General features: G+C 64.7%; 18 protein-coding genes and 1 pseudogene. 11 read left to right on the top strand and 8 right to left on the bottom strand.

The features are described 5' to 3' along the window. The first annotated feature begins 95 nt into the window (after positions 1-95). The 5 genes from NP3_RS03925 (at position 96) to NP3_RS03945 (ending at position 5,788) form a co-directional block, all read left to right on the top strand. On the top strand, positions 96-1,100 hold the full coding sequence (locus NP3_RS03925; RefSeq protein ID WP_063037842.1) for a lactonase family protein: 1,005 nt from the start codon (positions 96-98) through the stop codon (positions 1,098-1,100). A 124-nt stretch (positions 1,101-1,224) separates the two neighbouring features. Further along, positions 1,225-2,115, top strand: coding sequence for a LysR family transcriptional regulator (locus NP3_RS03930; protein ID WP_307676529.1), 891 nt, complete (start codon positions 1,225-1,227; stop codon positions 2,113-2,115). A gap of 10 nt (positions 2,116-2,125) precedes the next feature. Beyond that, positions 2,126-3,040 carry a 5-dehydro-4-deoxyglucarate dehydratase gene (gene kdgD / locus NP3_RS03935; protein WP_063037844.1) on the top strand — a complete coding sequence of 305 codons (915 nt, stop codon included), beginning with the start codon at positions 2,126-2,128 and terminating at the stop codon, positions 3,038-3,040. Positions 3,041-3,066: 26 nt separating this feature from the next. Then, the gene (locus NP3_RS03940) at positions 3,067-4,509 is read left to right on the top strand and encodes an aldehyde dehydrogenase (NADP(+)) (protein WP_063038201.1); all 1,443 of its coding nucleotides are present in this window, start codon (positions 3,067-3,069) and stop codon (positions 4,507-4,509) included. Between the two features lies 1 nt (position 4,510). Continuing rightward, on the top strand, positions 4,511-5,788 hold the full coding sequence (locus NP3_RS03945) for a glucarate dehydratase family protein (protein ID WP_063037846.1): 1,278 nt from the start codon (positions 4,511-4,513) through the stop codon (positions 5,786-5,788). Here the strand turns inward: NP3_RS03945 and NP3_RS03950 are convergent. Together NP3_RS03950 and NP3_RS03955 are read right to left on the bottom strand one after the other, a co-directional pair. Next, positions 5,774-6,442 carry a cyclase family protein gene (locus tag NP3_RS03950; protein WP_063037848.1) on the bottom strand — a complete coding sequence of 223 codons (669 nt, stop codon included), beginning with the start codon at positions 6,440-6,442 and terminating at the stop codon, positions 5,774-5,776. The two genes, NP3_RS03945 and NP3_RS03950, sit on opposite strands and share 15 nt — an antisense overlap. Positions 6,443-6,463: 21 nt before the next feature. After that, complete coding sequence (locus NP3_RS03955; protein ID WP_063037850.1) at positions 6,464-7,021, bottom strand: TetR family transcriptional regulator; 558 nt, start codon at positions 7,019-7,021, stop codon at positions 6,464-6,466. A 92-nt stretch (positions 7,022-7,113) separates the two neighbouring features. Between NP3_RS03955 and NP3_RS03960 the strand changes: the two genes are divergently transcribed. Next, positions 7,114-8,709 (top strand): GMC oxidoreductase, encoded by a 1,596-nt coding sequence (locus NP3_RS03960; RefSeq protein ID WP_063037852.1) that lies wholly within the window; start codon positions 7,114-7,116, stop codon positions 8,707-8,709. A gap of 3 nt (positions 8,710-8,712) precedes the next feature. On the opposite strand, the gene NP3_RS03965 is transcribed toward NP3_RS03960, so the two are convergent. Continuing rightward, a complete protein-coding gene (locus NP3_RS03965) occupies positions 8,713-9,237 on the bottom strand; it encodes a MarR family winged helix-turn-helix transcriptional regulator (protein ID WP_307676533.1) in 525 nt (174 codons plus the stop codon). 110 nt (positions 9,238-9,347) lie between these two features. Here NP3_RS03965 and NP3_RS03970 point away from each other — a divergent pair, with 110 nt between their 5' ends. Both NP3_RS03970 and NP3_RS03975 read left to right on the top strand, forming a co-directional pair. Then, entirely contained in the window at positions 9,348-10,793 is a 1,446-nt protein-coding gene (locus tag NP3_RS03970; RefSeq protein ID WP_063037854.1) for an MFS transporter, read from the top strand. A 279-nt stretch (positions 10,794-11,072) separates the two neighbouring features. Then, the gene (locus NP3_RS03975) at positions 11,073-11,477 is read left to right on the top strand and encodes a hypothetical protein (protein ID WP_063037855.1); all 405 of its coding nucleotides are present in this window, start codon (positions 11,073-11,075) and stop codon (positions 11,475-11,477) included. A 189-nt stretch (positions 11,478-11,666) separates the two neighbouring features. On the opposite strand, the gene NP3_RS47595 is transcribed toward NP3_RS03975, so the two are convergent. The 5 genes from NP3_RS47595 to NP3_RS47600 all read right to left on the bottom strand — a co-directional run bounded on the left by NP3_RS47595 (position 11,667) and on the right by NP3_RS47600 (position 14,270). Further along, the gene (locus tag NP3_RS47595; protein ID WP_157124063.1) at positions 11,667-12,398 is read right to left on the bottom strand and encodes a hypothetical protein; all 732 of its coding nucleotides are present in this window, start codon (positions 12,396-12,398) and stop codon (positions 11,667-11,669) included. Between the two features lie 33 nt (positions 12,399-12,431). Then, positions 12,432-12,971, bottom strand: a complete 540-nt coding sequence (locus tag NP3_RS03985; protein WP_063037859.1) for a hypothetical protein — start codon at positions 12,969-12,971, stop codon at positions 12,432-12,434. A gap of 47 nt (positions 12,972-13,018) precedes the next feature. Next, positions 13,019-13,237 (bottom strand): hypothetical protein, encoded by a 219-nt coding sequence (locus NP3_RS03990; RefSeq protein ID WP_063037861.1) that lies wholly within the window; start codon positions 13,235-13,237, stop codon positions 13,019-13,021. Further along, positions 13,230-13,661, bottom strand: coding sequence for a hypothetical protein (locus tag NP3_RS03995; protein ID WP_157124064.1), 432 nt, complete (start codon positions 13,659-13,661; stop codon positions 13,230-13,232). Before NP3_RS03995 ends, NP3_RS03990 begins: the two co-directional genes overlap by 8 nt. A gap of 441 nt (positions 13,662-14,102) precedes the next feature. Next, positions 14,103-14,270 carry a hypothetical protein gene (locus NP3_RS47600; RefSeq protein ID WP_157124066.1) on the bottom strand — a complete coding sequence of 56 codons (168 nt, stop codon included), beginning with the start codon at positions 14,268-14,270 and terminating at the stop codon, positions 14,103-14,105. 287 nt (positions 14,271-14,557) lie between these two features. On the opposite strand from NP3_RS47600, the gene NP3_RS04005 reads away from it, so the two are divergent. The 3 genes and pseudogenes from NP3_RS04005 to NP3_RS51785 all read left to right on the top strand — a co-directional run. After that, positions 14,558-15,943, top strand: a complete 1,386-nt coding sequence (locus NP3_RS04005; RefSeq protein WP_063037865.1) for an NsdA family TPR-like regulatory protein — start codon at positions 14,558-14,560, stop codon at positions 15,941-15,943. Further along, complete coding sequence (locus NP3_RS04010; protein WP_063037867.1) at positions 15,940-16,494, top strand: GNAT family N-acetyltransferase; 555 nt, start codon at positions 15,940-15,942, stop codon at positions 16,492-16,494. The genes NP3_RS04005 and NP3_RS04010 overlap by 4 nt, the downstream gene beginning before the upstream one ends. Positions 16,495-16,548: 54 nt before the next feature. Beyond that, positions 16,549-16,653: pseudogene (locus NP3_RS51785) on the top strand (MmyB family transcriptional regulator); the annotation flags it as partial. Between the last annotated feature and the right edge of the window lie 66 nt (positions 16,654-16,719).

Here is a 16,719-nt window from a genome sequence, read left to right on the forward strand (position 1 = left end):
TTCATGCTGGTGCAGCGGTTCGTGCCGGAGACAAATGGTCGCAGTCTGGAGCAGATCGAGTTGGAGCTGCGGGCCCGGGTCAGCGGTAAAACCGCATGAGCGTGGCCTATGTCTCGAATGCCGACAGTCGCGAAATCTCGGTGCTGCGACTCGACGACGAGGGTGCGCTGACGCTCGTCGAGTCGCAGGCAGTGGACGGTACGGTGATGCCTTTGGCGATGAGCCCGGACCACCGGTACCTCTACGCATCACTGCGCTCGGCGCCGTTCGCGGTGGCGGTATTCGCCAGACATCCGGCAACGGGGCGGTTGACACCACTGCCGTCTGCGCCGTTGCCGGACAATATGGCCTATCTCGCTACGGATCGAAGCGGGCGTTATCTGCTGAGCGCTTCGTATTCGGGTGACAAGATCGCCGTCAATCCGATCGCATCCGATGGCGGCATCGGACCGCCGATCGCGGTGGAATCGACACCGCCGCATGCGCATTCGATACTCACCGACCCGTCGAACCGGTATCTGTTCGCGGCAGCGCTCGGCGGTGATGCGATTCTGCAGTATCGCTTCGATGCCGAAACCGGGCGGCTCACGCCGAATGAGCCGCCCCAGGTCGAGACAGCACCCGGCGCTGGTCCACGTCACCCCGTGTTCCATCCGTCCGGCGCGTTCGCCTTCGTGACGAATGAGCTGGACGGCACCGTGAACAGTTACCGCTTCGAATCCTGCACGGGCACATTGACTCTCATCGCGTCGGCGGCGGTGCGGCCGCCGGAGTCCGGAGGGCCGCCCTGGACTTCGGAGCTGCGCGGCACACCCGACGGCCGCTATCTGTATGTGGCCGAACGGACTTCGAGCACGATCACCGGATTTCGCATCGACCCGGCAACCGGACTGCTCGATCCGGTCGGACACACCCCCACCGAGGCCCAGCCGCGCGGATTCGCCATCGATCCGAGCGGGCGGTTCCTGGTGGTCGCGGGGCAGAAATCTGATGCCGTCACCAGCTACGCCATCGATCCCGCGACCGGCTCGCTCACCCCACGACAGCGGCTCGCGGTCGGTCGCGATCCCAACTGGGTCGAGATCGTCGCCCTCCAATAAATACCTTGAAGGTATTGGTTGATGCCGAATTGGCGTTGGACGAGTATCAGTAGCGAGTCATAGCCTGCGGAGAGCGCAATCTGCGGGCAAGGCGGAATGCACGCCACAACGCAGGAGGAGAACGATGTCGATGCTGTCGCTGGAGCAGGTCCGCGGCTTCGTCACGGTGGCCGAGGAGGGTAATTTCCGACGGGCGGCCGAACGTCTGCGGATGACGCAGCCGCCGCTCAGCCGCCAGATCCAGAAGCTCGAACGCGATATCGGCGTGGAACTGTTCGACCGCACCCAGCGGCAAGTCCAACTGACCCCGGCCGGGGAGGTTTTCCTGACCGAGGCCCGCCGTCTGCTGGCACTGGCCGGTGCCGCGCCGGGCACCGCCCGCCTGGTCGCCGCGGGCGGGGCGGGCACGGTGCGGATCGGGTTCACCGCGGCGTCGGGTTTCGGGTTCCTCGGGCGGTTCCTCAATCACATCGAGGCCGGACTCGACCAGGTCGAGATCGTGCTGCGCGAGATGGTGAGTTCCGACCAGTTCGAGAACCTGCGCAGCGGCAGCCTCGATCTGGCGCTGGCCCGCCCGCCGTTCGACCGCACCGAATTCGATTCGCGGCTGGTGCATTCCGAAGGTTTGATTCTGGCCGTGCCGGAGCAGCACAAGCTGGCCGGGAACGGTCCGATCGCGATCGAGGAACTGGGCGGCGAAACCCTGCTGGTGTACGCGCCGGGCCCGGCTCGCTATTTCGCCGATCTGGTCTCCGGCATCCTCGCCGCCGTGCCATACACCGCCACCCATGAACTCACCCAGGTGCACACCATGCTCGCGCTGGTGGCCGCCGGACGCGGCCTGGCCCTCGTACCGGAAACCTCCACCCATCTGCATCCCGACGGCGTGCGGTTCCGCCCGCTCATCGGCGTCGAGGATCCCGTTGTCCTGCACGCGATCTGGCGAGGTGACTGCGCCAATCCGGCGCTGCACCGAGTCATCGAACTGCTCGATTCGCTGCCGCCCGCTCCTTGAAAGGATCGATATGTCCCATCTGTCCGCCGACGAGTTGGGCCCCGCACTGGGCCGCGGGCTACTGTCCTTCCCCGTCACGCATTTCGATGCCGAGTTGGTCTTCGACGAGGCCGCCTATCGAAAGCACATTGCCTGGCTCTCCCGATACGAGGTGGCGGGTCTGTTCGCCGCGGGCGGTACGGGTGAGGGTTTCTCGCTGACGCCACCCGAAATCGGTCAGGTGGTGCGCGCCGCGGTCGCTGAAACCGGCGGACGGATCCCAGTTGTCGCACCAGCCACCGCGGGCACTGCCGCGGCGATCGAACAGGCCCGCTCCGCCGAAGCCGCTGGGGCCGAAGGCATTCTGCTCATGCCGCCGTATCTCACCGAGGCCGGACCGGACGGGCTTGTCGAACATGTCGCGGCCATCTGCGCCGCCACCTCGCTCGGCGTCATCTTCTACAGCCGCGCCAACGCCACATGCAATGACGTGACCTTGGCCAGGATGGCCGATCGCTGCCCGAACCTGGTCGGGTTCAAGGACGGTGTCGGCAACATCGAGACTATGACGCGCATCTATGCCCGGCTCGGCGACCGGCTCACCTACATCGGCGGGCTGCCGACCGCGGAGACCTTCGCCCTGCCCTATTCCGAAATGGGTGTCACCACATACTCTTCCGCGATCTTCAACTTCGTGCCGGAGTTCGCGCTCGACTTCTACCGCGCCGTGCGGGCCCGTGACCGCGACGAGGTCTACCGGCGGTTACGCGACTTCGTCATCCCCTATCTCGATATCCGTGACCGCGCTCCCGGTTATGCGGTGTCGATCGTCAAGGCCGGACTGACCGCAATCGGTCACCCGGCCGGGCCGGTGCGGCCGCCCCTGACCGATCTCACCGCGCCCGAGCTCGCCGAACTGACCGCACTGGTCGCCACGATCGCATGAACAGCCACAACCTTCGGGAGGATTTCATGGACACCGACCTCGACGAACTCGAGCGGATCATCGCCGCCGCGACCGACGCCGCAGGCCGCCTCGCCGACACCACACCCACCGAACGCGCGCGGTGGCTCACCCGGATCGCCGACGCCCTCGATGCCGCCGCCGATGAACTCGTACCGCTCGCCGCGGCCGAGACCCATCTGCCCGAAACGCCGCGCCTGCGTGGCGAATTGACCCGCACCACCTTTCAGCTGCGACTGTTCGCCGAAGTGCTCGGCGATGGCGAATTCCTCGCCGCCACCGTGGATCACGCCGATCCGAGCTGGCCGATGGGACCGCGACCCGATATCCGGCGCAGCCTCGTACCGATCGGCCCGGCACTCGTTTTCGCCGCGAGCAACTTCCCGTTCGCGTTCAGCATCGCGGGCGGCGATACCGCCTCGGCACTGGCCGCGGGCTGTCCTGTTGTCCTCAAAGCACATCCGGGCCACCCACGGCTGTCCGAACGGACCGGCGCGATCGTGCGCGAAGCGCTGACAGCGGCCGGGGCACCAGAAGGCACCTTCGCAGTCGTCCACGGCGTCGAAGCGGGCACTACCGCTCTGCGCCATCCGGATATCGCCGCCGCATCGTTCACCGGTTCCCTGGCGGGTGGCCGCGCATTGTTCGATATCGCATCGTCACGACCGCGCCCGATCCCGTTCTACGGCGAACTCGGCAGCGTCAATCCGGTAGTGGTACTGCCCGGCGCGATTCGCGCGCGCGGACAACAGATCGTCGAGGGGTTCGTCGGATCGTTCACCCTCGGTGCCGGACAGTTCTGCACCAAACCCGGTGTGCTGCTGTTGCCATCGGAGCACGGACTCACCGACGCGCTGACCACCGCGGTAGCGGCTGTGCCACAAAGGCCGCTACTCAACGAGCACATCGCCGACGGCTTCCGATCGCGCGTCACCACCCTGCGCGAAAATTCCACAGTCACTGCCCTTTCGGCGCCCGACGATCTGCTCGCACCGACCTTGCTGAGCGTGCGCGCCACCGATTTCCGGTCAGGCGGTGCGGCCCTGCAGGCGGAATGCTTCGGCCCGGCGGCGCTTGTCGTCGAATATGCGAATCTCATCGAGTTGCAACAGGTTCTGCGCGAACTCGAGCCCGGACTCACCGCGACGATCGTTGCGGAGGACTCCGAGATCGACGACGTGCGCCCCCTCCTGCCCGCCCTTACCGCTCTCGCGGGCCGACTGCTGTGGAACGACTGGCCCACCGGCGTCACCGTCAGCTGGGCCCAACAGCACGGCGGCCCATATCCGGCCACCACTGCCCCGACAACCACGTCGGTGGGCACCGCAGCCATCGCCCGCTTCCAGCGGCCGATCGCCTGGCAGGGCTTCCCGGATCGACTGCTCCCACCCGCCCTGCGCGAGGCCAACCCGTGGCGGCTGCCGCGCCGCGTCGACGGAAAGCGAGACTGATATGTCCCCCGTTATCACCGATGTCCGACTGACCCCGATCCTCATCGCCGACGCTCCCCTGCTCAATGTCGGTGGCGTGCACCAGCCGTATACGCCGCGCCTGATCGTCGAGATCGAAACCGACAGCGGCGCTTGCGGTCTCGGCGAAACCTATGGCGACCGCGTCTACCTCGATCGCGCGGCCGAGCTCGCCCCACAGCTGATCGGCATGCCGGTCGCCGCGGTCAACGCCGTCCGCCTGCTCGGCGCGAACACCACCGCGGAGGTGCTGATCGACAACCCGATCGCGGGCGGACTGCGCGGCACCCTGACCACCGACAAGGTCCGGCTCAGCGTGATATCGGCCTTCGAATCCGCCGCACTCGACGCCCACGGTCACGAACTCGGCCTACCTGTACACGCCTTGCTCGGCGGCAAGGTCCGCGACCGGGTCGACTATTCCGGCTACCTGTTCTACAAGTGGGCCGACCATCCGTTCCCCGACGCGCCGACCGACGACTGGGGCGAGGTCATCGATCCCGACGGCGTCGTCCGCTTGGCCGAGAAGTTCGCCGCCCATGGCGGATTCCGCTCGTTCAAACTCAAGGGCGGCGTATTCCCGCCCGAGGAGGAAGTCGCCGCGATCGAGGCATTGGCCAAGGCATTTCCGGATCATCCGCTGCGGCTGGATCCCAACGGCGGTTGGTCGCTGAGCAGCGCAACGACTGTCGCCGAACAACTTTCGGGTGTCGTCGAATACCTGGAAGACCCGACCGCCCGCCGCGAGGATATGGCCGAAGTGCACCGCCGCACCGGCATGCCGTTGGCCACCAATATGATCGTCACCTCGATCGAAGAAGTCCGTCCCGCTTTCGATCTCGATGCCGTCCAGATCGTGCTGTCCGACCATCACTTCTGGGGTGGACTGTTCGCCACTCGCGACCTGGCCGCCGTCTGCCACGCCTACGGCAGAGGCGTTTCGATGCACTCCAATACCCACCTCGGAATCAGCCTCGCGGCAATGACCCACGTGGCCGCCACCGTCCCCGAGTTGACCTACGCCTGCGACACCCATTACCCATGGCAGCCCGAGGATGTGATCGCCGAACCAATCGGCTTCGAAGAGGGCGCCGTCACCGTCCCTGACGCACCCGGCCTCGGCGTCCAACTCGATACCGACGCACTCGAGCGCCTCCATTATCGCTGGAAAGCCTTGCCGCAGTGGCACAATCGCAATGACATCGCGGGCATGCGCCTGGTCGATCCGGCGTACCGGCCGCCGACCTCACCCAAATACTGACGAATCGGTCCAGGCGACCGCGCGCAGCGGAAACGAGCCCATCCCACGCACCGGCGCCGGGAGCGCGACCAGCCTGGCACCGGTGTCGGGGACCACGTCCAGGTTCGTCAACTGCTCGATGATCGGGATTCCCGCCCCGAGCAGCGTGTGGTGGCACGGCCGCGTCGGCAGGGACGTGTCGTCGATGTCGAGCGAGTCGATGCCGACCAGTGCCACATTGGCGGCGACCAGTGCATCGGCGACCTCGCCGACCAAGAACGGATGACCGGGGCCGAGATACTCCGACGATCCCCATCGCGCCGACCATCCGGTATGCACGAGCACCGCCTTGCCCCACAGCCGGGCCGGGTCGCCGAGCACATCCGGCCCGACTACGCGGATTCCCATCGCGCGGATCATGACGATCGGCACGTTGAACAGCCGTTCCAGCGGCAGCTCGGCGATATCGGCGCCGTCGGCATGGAAGTGCGAGGGCGCGTCGATATATGTCCCCGCAATGCCGACGGTATCCACGCGCGCGATTTCGTAGGTCATATCGATCAGCGCCGACCGGTCACGTGCGATGTGTGTGGTGACTCGCGGTCCAGGCAGACCGGGATAGGTGAGCATGCCGTCCGAGATCGGATGAGACAGCTCAACTATCGCCTTGCTCATGCTAGAGACCGTACCCGCAGATCACGCGCGCAGCCCACGCTCCAATATCGCCCACGCCTGCCGGGATGTGGCCCGCCTGGATTTCGGGTCCGTCTTGGCTAGCACGGCCGCCAGCATCGCCACCGCTAATACGACGTCCATTGCCGTGACATCGGCGCGAATATCGCCGCGTTGACGCGGGTCGTCGAGTTTCTGGGCGATGAGGCCGAGTAGCCGCCATGCCGCACCGAGCAACTGCTCGTCCTCGGTGTTCGACGGATAGATCATGGCGATGAAGGCCGCGGACGCGTTCAGCTGATCGACGATGAGAGCCAGCACGTCCCGGACCGTGGTCGCGGGGTCGGCGGCAAGCACTTCCAACTCGACGATATTCTCCTCGAATACCGCCAGCGCCATGCTCTCCCTGGTCGGAAAATGCCGGTACAGCACACCCTGTCCGACACCTGCGGCGCGCGCGATCAAACTCAGCGGTGCGTCGAAACCGTTCTCCGCGAATACAGTTCGAGCCGCGCGAATCAGAGCCGCCCGGTTTCCAGCCGCTGCTTTGGGTCCCGGGTTCGGTCGGCGCGACGCTGTCATCCACCCAACGCTACCGCTTGACTCGACCGACAGTCTCCAGCAAACTGTCGAGCAATCCGGACAACACAGTCCGGATGTGAGTGAGGACGCGCATGTCGGTGATCACCCGCCGGACCCTGTTGACCGCAACCGCGGCGGCTGGCGTCGCCATACTCGGCTCACGAACCACCAGCCCGACGCACGGCATCGCCGCACGGGTCAACAGCGTCCCGCTCACCCGGGAGGAGCGCCGGGTCGTGGTGGTCGGATCCGGATTCGGCGGCGGCGTGACCGCGCTGCGCTTGGCCCAGGCTGGCGTGCCGGTGCTGCTGCTCGAACGCGGGATGCGCTGGCCGACCGGGCCGAATGCGGAGACCTTCCCCCGCGCATCGGCCCTGGACAAGCGGGTGCTCTGGTACCGGTCCAGCCCGACACTATTCGGTGCACCACTGGTTTTCGAACCGTATACCGGCCTGGTCGAGGCTGTACCCGGAACGAATATGACCGCCCTGTGCGCCGCGGGCCTCGGCGGCGGCTCGCTGATCTACCAGGGCATGTCGCTACAGCCCACCCAGCCGGTCTTCGATGCGAATCTGCCAGAGGAACTCGACTGGACGACCATGGATCGGGTTCATTACCCGAGGGTGGCGCGCATGCTCGGGCTCGCGGTGGCACCCGACGAATTGATCGCGGACCGGAACTACACGGCCGCACGCGTATTCGGTGATCATGTGCGCCAGGCCGGACTGCCGCTGTCGAAGATTCCGATGCCCATCGACTGGAACTACGCACTGGCCGAGCTGCGCGGTGAAATGAAGCCGTCGTACACCAACGGCGACGGCGCGATGGGCGTGAACAACGGCGGTAAGCATTCGGTCGATGTCACCTACATCGCCGCGGCCGAGGCGACCGGACGGGTAGAGGTGCAGACGCTGCACCAGGTCACCGATGTCGAACGCGGCCCCGACGGCCGCTGGATCGTGTACGTCGAGCGGCTCGACGCCTCCGGCAATGTCCTGGAAAACAAGATCATCACCGCCAATGCCCTGGTGCTGTCGGCGGGCAGCCTGAACACCACCAAGCTGCTGGTGCGGGCCGGGGCGAAGGGAAAGATTCCGGACCTGCCCGATGGGCTGGGCCAGCAGTGGGGCACCAATGCCGACCGGATCTACGTATGGACCGACCCCATCTCCGATTTCGGTGCGGCACAGGGCGGTCCCGTCGTCTACGGAAGTAAGAACTGGGACGATCCGCAGGCCGCGTTCACCGTCATCCAGGCCTCCATACCGCCGATGCAGATGGACCCGAAGAGCACCATGCTGGTCGGATACGGCGTCAGCGCGGACCGCGGCCGGTTCGTCTACGATTCGGCGACCGACGACGCGATCCTGCAGTGGCCGAAGAACGGCGACGCGAGCATCCAGAACAATCACATCGATCCGACCGTGCGCCGAATCGCCGGTCCGACAAGCGTTTTGGTGGATACCAACGCGCTGTTCCCGTCCACCTGGCATGCCCTCGGCGGCGCGAGCATGGGATCGGTCTGCGATCTCGACGGGCGGGTCCTGGGTCAGCGCGGTCTCTATGTGGTCGACGGCGCGCTCCTGCCGGGTAACGCCGCGGCCTGCAATCCGTCGATGACGATCGCCGCCGTCGCGGAGCGAGCCCTCGACCACCTGGTCTCCCGGGACATCGGCACCGCGATCTGACGACTACGGGCGCGGCCAGGGACGGCCGAGATAGCGCTCGATGTCGATATTGAAACGCTGCAGGTAATCGGCGAAGGCGGCCGCGTCCTGTGGTGACCAGTCCGCGAGGATCGTCGCCAGGGTTTGCAGCGATTCGTCGCGTTCGCGGTCGAGTTGCCGTTCGCCTTCGGCGGTAATGCGGAATTTGCGGGCCATGCCGCCATCCGGATCCGGGATGCGTTCCACTACATCGTCGCGCACCATGGCCGCGGTCCGCCGGTTCAACGTCGACACATCCTGACCCACCGCCTCGCTCAGCTGCCCAAGCGTCATCGGGCCTGCCACGCGCAGCCGATTGAGCAACGTATACGTGTTGCGATCGAGCCGACGCCCGCCGAGCTGCCGGGAGGCAAGGCTGTACCGGCCGAACAGCATGGTCTCGAACTCGATCTTGTCGAGGGTTTTGTCCATTTCGGGGTCCTTCTGCCGATCCGCGCCGACCTGCGCCTGGATTCCGTAGCACCAGGTATACCACGCGATGTGCGTCACACACATAATGTGCAACTAGCACATAGCATGTATATGCCATACAGTGTGCATAGAGCACATAGCATGCGCTCAACATACTTCCGCTGATTTCGACCGATTCGGAGACGCGCGTGAAAACCCCAGCCCCCGCTACCCGGCCAGGCGGCGTCCTCGCCGTGCTGGCCACCGCAGGCATCGTCGCCTCGTTGATGGCGACACTCGTTATGCCGCTGCTCGGTGAGCTACCGCAGCTGCTGCACACCACCTCGTCCAACGCCACCTGGGTGGTCACGATCACTCTGCTCGTCGGCGCCGTGATCACTCCGGTCGCCGGACGACTCGGCGACCTCTACGGCAAGCGAAGGATCCTGCTCGCCTCGATCGTGCCGCTGGTCGCCGGTTCGCTCGTCTGCGCCGTCGCGACCTCGATCGTGCCGATGATCATCGGCCGCGGCCTGCAGGGCGCTGGCGTCGGCATCATTCCGCTTGGCATCAGCGCACTGCGTGATCTGCTGCCGCCGCAGCGGTTGGGCGCTGCCATCGCACTGATCAGTTCGTCGCTGGGTATCGGCGCCGCCATGGGCCTGCCGCTGTCCGCGGCGGTTATCGAATACAGCAACTGGCGGGTGCTGTTCTGGGGCTCGGCCGCGCTTGCCGCGCTGGTCGGTGTGCTGATCTTCGCGATCATCCCGGATACCCCGAACAGCGGCGCCGCCGGACGTTTCGACGCACTCGGGGCGATCGGCCTCGGCGCCGCACTCGTATCGCTGCTGCTCGCCATCTCGAAGGGCGCCGCATGGGGCTGGACCAGTGCCGGAATCCTCGGCTTGTTCGTCGCCGCCGTGGTCTTGCTGCTGGCCTGGGGTTGGTGGGAGCTGCGCAATGATGCGCCGCTGGTCGATCTGCGCGTGACCGCACGTCCGCAGGTGCTGCTGACCAATGCCGCCTCGGTCGTCGTCGGTATCGCCATGTACTCCCAGTCGCTGGTCATGCCGCAACTGCTGCAACTGCCCACCGCCACCGGTTACGGCCTCGGCCAGTCGATGATGGCGATGGGTCTGTGGATGGCGCCCGCGGGTGTCGTCATGATGCTGATCTCGCCGGTGGGCGCCAAGCTCTCCGCCGCCCGCGGTCCCAAGTTCACCCTGGTCACCGGATGCCTGATCATCGCATTCGGCTATGCCGCCTCCATGGCACTGATGGGTTCCACCTGGGGCATGCTGGCCGTGACCGTGATCATCAGCGCGGGAACCGGTTTCGCCTACGGCGCCATGCCCGCCCTCATCATGGGCGCGGTCCCGGTATCGGAAACCGCCGCCGCCAACAGCTTCAACACCCTGATGCGCTCGGTCGGCACCTCCGCCGCGGCCGCCGTGATCGGCGCGGTACTCGCCCAGATGACCGTCTCGATGGGCGGGCACGCCATTCCGACCGAAAACGGATTCCGGGTCGCTCTGCTGATCGGCTGCGGTGTCGCCGTCCTCGGCGCCGCGATCTCCGCGACCATTCCGGCGGGCCGGACCCCGGACTTCTCCGAGCCCACCGCCACCGCGGAACCCGTCCCCGTTCGGGTGTGACACGCCTGTCCGCACGGCCCGGTCGAGAAAGTGCTCACCTGCGGTCGGCTACCACCAGCGGTTTGCCGAATGCCGCACTCCCAGAACTGATCACGATCTCCAGCCACCACGACCGGCCCCTCATGCGGTGCAAGGCCTCCCAGATCTGGGAGGCCGCAAATACCCAGTCATCAACGGCCGCCGTAGCTTCGGCGTGCCGACAGCCCAAGTTTCGGCGCAGCGCGGGCGGGGTAAAAGACCGAACGCTAGCTGTCACATGAAAGACGAAAGGGTTCAACCTTGTTCAACGCCAAGAAGCCGATCGCCGTGTTAGCGGCCGCATTCGGGATCACTGCCGGGATGGCGGTATTCCTGCCAGCCACTGCGTCCGCGGCAACATATGACGGCCAGTGTGGTGAAGGCTTCAAGGTGATCGACTCGCACGAATTGAAAGGCGGCACAGTCTTTCTCACCTACAACGGTAGGACCAACTGTGTGGTCACCGTGCGGGACAAGCCGGGCGAGCCGATCTCGATGGGCGCCGCCGTGCGGCAGTCGAAGGACCACTCCCAGGTGGTCATAAACGACGACCGCACCTTCACCGACTACGCGTACGCGAAGGTCGAAGCCGAAGGCAAATGCATCGACTGGGGCGGCCGCATCAAGGACGACCTCTGGGAAGAATTCGGAGTCCACTGCGGATAACTGTCCCTCGCCCCGCCGACGGCCGCACGGCCGTCGGCGGGTTTGCTCCCAGCAATAAACCCGAATCCCCAGGCGATCGCCGCAGCATGCAACGACCAATCGCATGTGCATCGCAAACTGTGGAAGCCGCGGTGGGAGACATGTTTTGGATCTTCACTGGTTGGGATGCCGGGCTCCTACATAATGTCATCACGACTGCGGCACAACAGATCTCGCGGGACTGTTCGGATTCCCCCACATCTCGCGACGTGACCCGGGCAGGCTCCCCCGGCGCAAGGTTCCAGGGTTGGGTAGCCGAATCCGACAAAGTGGCGGATCGATGTTTCCAGCGCTAGTCGCCTCGGTGTCGGCCCTCACGTTCGCGTTCGGAGCGTTCACGTTCGCGCTGTTGATGTTTCGCTCGTTCCCGCGCCGCGTCGGCAGAGGTTTGCGCTGGCCTTGCTTCCTCTCCCGCATCATCTGTTCACGCGTGACCGTGATGATGCGGAATCTCTCCGGAAATCGAGATTGAAGTTCGCGTATTTTCTCCTGGACTTCCTTGTCGACCTTCGCGCCCTCAACCGTGTACCACTCGATCGTCCAGCCGTCGCGAAGCGCGTGGCGGTCCTTCTTCAACTGATCGAGCGCTTCACGGCCGATGTTCCCGGCCTTGAATTCCATTGCATGACGGCCTCGAATTATCGCGGAGTCGTGAAAGCGCTTGCCGTCCCTCGTTCGATAATATGACTCCGTAACCCAGCCTCGTTCAACAGTCCGGCCGAGTTCCTGACACATGCCGTCGCGGAACTGGTTTCCGAAATCCCGGGATTTCGCCCACTTGCCGCTGGCAACCTGCCAATCCCGGTACTCGCGAGGCTCTTTACCCGCAGCCGTCTTCAGTGCCTTGTAACGTTGATATCGCTCATCATCGTCACCGTCCACGATGATCCCCCCATAGCTGACAGATCGTGAACGCTAATCCTTGTCACGGATTTCGATCCACTCTTTCAAGGGCAGGCGTCCAGCCGCCTGCCATTCGGCATAGTCCTCTTGTGAGTAGCCAAATATCGACGCGAAGAGATCGCCCTCACGACGGTAGACAGCAGTTGTCAGCAAGGGGACGACATCCAAATAGTTTTCGTTGAACGGACGACTTACTACCGGCCCGAACCCCAATGCCCTTGTCTCGGTGTCAAAGTCCGGCACGTTGTACCATTCGCCCTCGAAGTTTCGCCGAAATACCTCACCGAAGAATCGGTAGAACTGGTCGGCCACGTCGATGTTCTCGGGGAGCGCGACTGCCTCATCGGTGGGGAATCGCTCAAGGGCTGCTTGCTCGGCCTGTCGCAACCCTTCCACGGTCCACGGGTTGTTGGGCATGTCCGGAAACGTTTCATTCAGGAACCGGTCCAACTGTTCGTTCATTCGTGTCAGCCACGCCAGCCAGCGCGGGTCTTGCTGGTCCTTGTCCATCTGCCGCCGCTCAGCGGCCGTGTACTGCTCGAACCTACCCATCGCTACTCCTTCTTGAATTGCGGACGGAACCTGGTCGTGTCTCCGGCTCAGCGTTCCAGATACAAGCGTTCATTGGGCAGCCGAGGTAGCCCGCTCGGGTCGCCGGGGATTACGTTCACGGCGTCGGAATAGTGATGCTCTCGATGATCGCGCACAAACTCCAACGCGGCGGTGAGGCAAGCGGTAAAGTCGAATCGCGCACCATGCAGGAACACTGACAGATGAACATCGGGATCACTCGGCAGCGGCGAAAGCTGGTCACTCATGACGCGATTCCTGTGCTCGGCCGGTACCGGTGTAGGCCACGAACTTGGTCGGGGTGATCACATCGCACGCCACAGCGATAGCCCATGTGTGACCGTGGAAGTGGGCCATACTCGGCGCGATGACCGCAGCCGCATCCTTCCCACGCGCCGTCACCGCGATAAGCGTCGTCAGCATGAACGTGTCGTTGCCGATCGTGACTAGCCCCGCCAGGGTATAGCCGCGTCGGTGCGCCAAATCTGTGATGACGCGTTGATCCCGTAGCCGGTGCACGCCACTCATATCGAGCGAGATGACACCAATCGCCTTGACTGCCAACGGGTTGATGCCTCCTGCTCCGCGCATTGAAAGTTCGATTCCAAGGCCCGCCATCACATTCCGACATGAGTGGCCCTCCGCTGCACGGGCCGATACGGTGCTGAGCACGCGCGTATCGCATCAATGACGACACGGCCGGATGGCCGGAATGTGCATCGGGGTGGTTCGATCCAGCGCCGGAACTGTGCGCCTTTGTCGACCGGTGACGGCAACGCGACGGTGCCACCGGTGCGCACGACTGACACGTTCAGGCGGAACAACTCGGCGAACAGGGGCACATCGTCGGGGATGTCCGGCCGCACGAGCAGTGTCCACCGGTTCGACCGTGGATGCGACAGTATCGGCCCGAGGTCCGAACCATGTTGTTGCATATAGGTTTTCACCGCTTGGCCGAGATGAGCGGGGAGTATGAGCGCCCACACGTGCTCGGCCTTCATGGTGATCCGGCCGAGGTGCGGCGGGTCGACGGTCGCTGGCAGATCGCACACCCGCCTGTAGAAGTGACAGCGGGACAACGCAGTATCGCCAAATGGTGTGTGGTTCATCGGATTAGACCCCTTGGTCGTTCTGCTCGATGTCGGTCGGTTTGGGTGGTGTCCATTCGCGTAGGGCTTCCGCGAAGCGCTCGACCACGGCGGCGGGGAAGTCGACAGCAACGGGGGCGGGCGGTCCGACGAGCGGTGTCCGGCGCGGTAGTTGTTGTTCCGGGTTCAACATCGCGACCCCTTTCGCGTTCGCTCCGCTGCGCAATTCGATTCATCGGCACTCGACGGTGGAGGCATTCGGCACCGCTAAAGGGCGCTGCTAGGTCCAAGTACTGGGACGAAAGTCGGTACCGCTCGGCGTCGAGTGCCCTGTCAGACTCCGCCCTGACGCGATGGTCTGGGAACGCCGGGAAGGGGGAGGTTTGAGGGAGGTTCGAGGGAGAGCGCACAAGTTCGCGGTGGTCGCGCGGTCAAGGTGGAATGATTCGAGGAAGTGGCCGAACGAGGGGACGGGGGGACGTGTCCGAACCGAATCACCAGCTGAGCGCCGCGCGGACTCGGATCCGCTCCGCGACGACCGGGCATCCGCTGAACCGGGCCGAACTCGCGGACGCGGTGAATGCTTGGGTGTATCGCCAGACCGGACGAGTTATCCAGCTCTCCGGCAATTACGTGGGCAAGCTGGAACGCGGTGTCTTCCGCTGGCCGAGCGCTGATTTCCGCGCGGGGCTGCGGGCAGTCCTGGGTGTCGCGACGGATGCTGAACTCGGTTTTCGGCCCGCCGAACGCGGCAGCGGTGTGGTTAGCATGGGGGCAGATGCGAATGACCCGCCGATGTTCCTGCCGAGCGCAGGGAAAGACGTTGATGACGTGCTCCGCCGGACCTTCCTACTCAGCGCGTCAGCCGCTGGCGTGGGCGCGGTACTCGGCTTGGAATCAGCACGGCATGGACTCAACCGCGCGATGTCGGATGGGGTGTCGGTCGATCTGGACGACTGGCGCGAGGCAGTACGCGAATACGGATCCGCATACGTCACGCACACTTCGGCCGAACTGCACGAAATGCTATTGGTAGATGTGCTGGGCCTGCAGATGGCGCTGAGCATGTCAGCGGGTGACGGGGCGAAGCGGGAGTTGTACAAAATCGGTGCTTTGCTGAGTCAGTACATGGCGCAAGCGATCGGTGACTGTGGACAGCGGCGTGAGGCTATGCGCTGGTGGCGCACAGCACGCAAGGCAGCTGACCTTTCGGGAGATCTGCACGCGATGGCATACGTGCGAGGTCGCAAGGCGATCCGCGCCATCTATGACGGCGAGTCCCCGCATGTCATCATCGAGAACATCGCAGAAGCTGACCACCTCATTGCCAACGGCCCGGTTATCGGGCGTCCGAGTCTGCTCGCCGCTCGCGCGCAGTCGCACGCAATACTCGGCAACGCTGACGATGCCGAGGTGTCGTTGACTGCGCTGCGGGAGACGTTCGCCGAGTTACCTGCCGCAGTGACGAACGATCACGGCTGGCACTGCTGGGCTTACCCTGAGGAACGAGTCAGGTTCGCGGAGAGCTTCGTGTACTCCCAGCTCGGTGAGACCGAAAAGGCCGAGAAAGCGCAGTCAGCGGCGCTTGCTCTGTACCCGCCGAATAGTCGTCGCGGACCTGTGCAGATTGAGTTGCAGCGCGCGCTATGTCAGGTGCGTAGCGGCGACTTGAGCGCGGGAACGGCTTACGCGACAACGACTTTGGATGTACTCCCGAACGAGCACCGTACGCGTTTCGTTATGGGTTTGGGAAAGCAGGTGCTTGCCGCCGTGCCACCTGACCAACGGCGCATACCGACAGCCCGCGAGCTGCATGAACTCCTGCGTGACGATGCCCTCGGTGCGCAGCGGGCAATCGAGCAATGAAGGACGACGGCGATAACGGCCCGTTGAAGATCGAGCGACACGACGCTGCCGGAACGATGGCACTGGCTGACGAACTCAAGGCGGTGTATCTCGCCTCACACCGGGACCAGCAAGCCGACCCGTGGTACAGCCCCGCGAAGTTCTGGGAGCGGTTGGAGGAACTGTACGCACCCATCCCAAGTTTCGAGCTTGTCGCCGGACGAGTTGGCGGCCGGATGGCCGGTTACGCATTCGGGACCCGATTCGGCCGCCCACAAGCCGTCTGGGACAAGACCATACGCGTCTACCCCGAACTCGCGGGTGAAACGTCTGGGCCGGTGTACATGTTCCGAGAGTTCGCCGTTCACCCCGACAATCAGGGACACGGATACGCACGAATCATCCACGATGCGTTGCTATCCGGGCGCCCGGAGCCGTTGGCCTATCTACTCGTCCGAGTTGGCAATCCAGCCAGAAGCGCGTACGAGTCCTGGGGCTGGCGAGTGATCGGGCAAGACCAGCCGTTTCCCGATTCACCGATGATGGACGAGATGGCCAAGACAACGCGTTGAATCGCGCCCCAGCGATTGGCTGCGGCGGCTTCCCGCGAAAATGTATGGCACTAGCCTGCAGCGGGCAACCTCGTCGGCGAGCTCGCCACTCGCAGCGAGGAGTTCCGCAGCCGATGGGCGGCCCACGATGTCCGCATTCACGACACAGTGTTCCGCAAAACCAAGATGCGCGAAGACGCCGAGGTTAAACGTGAAGCTCGCGCAACAGACCTGCCAGGCCGAACA

The sequence above is a fragment of the Nocardia pseudovaccinii NBRC 100343 genome (assembly GCF_001613225.1).
Lineage (GTDB): Bacteria > Actinomycetota > Actinomycetes > Mycobacteriales > Mycobacteriaceae > Nocardia > Nocardia pseudovaccinii.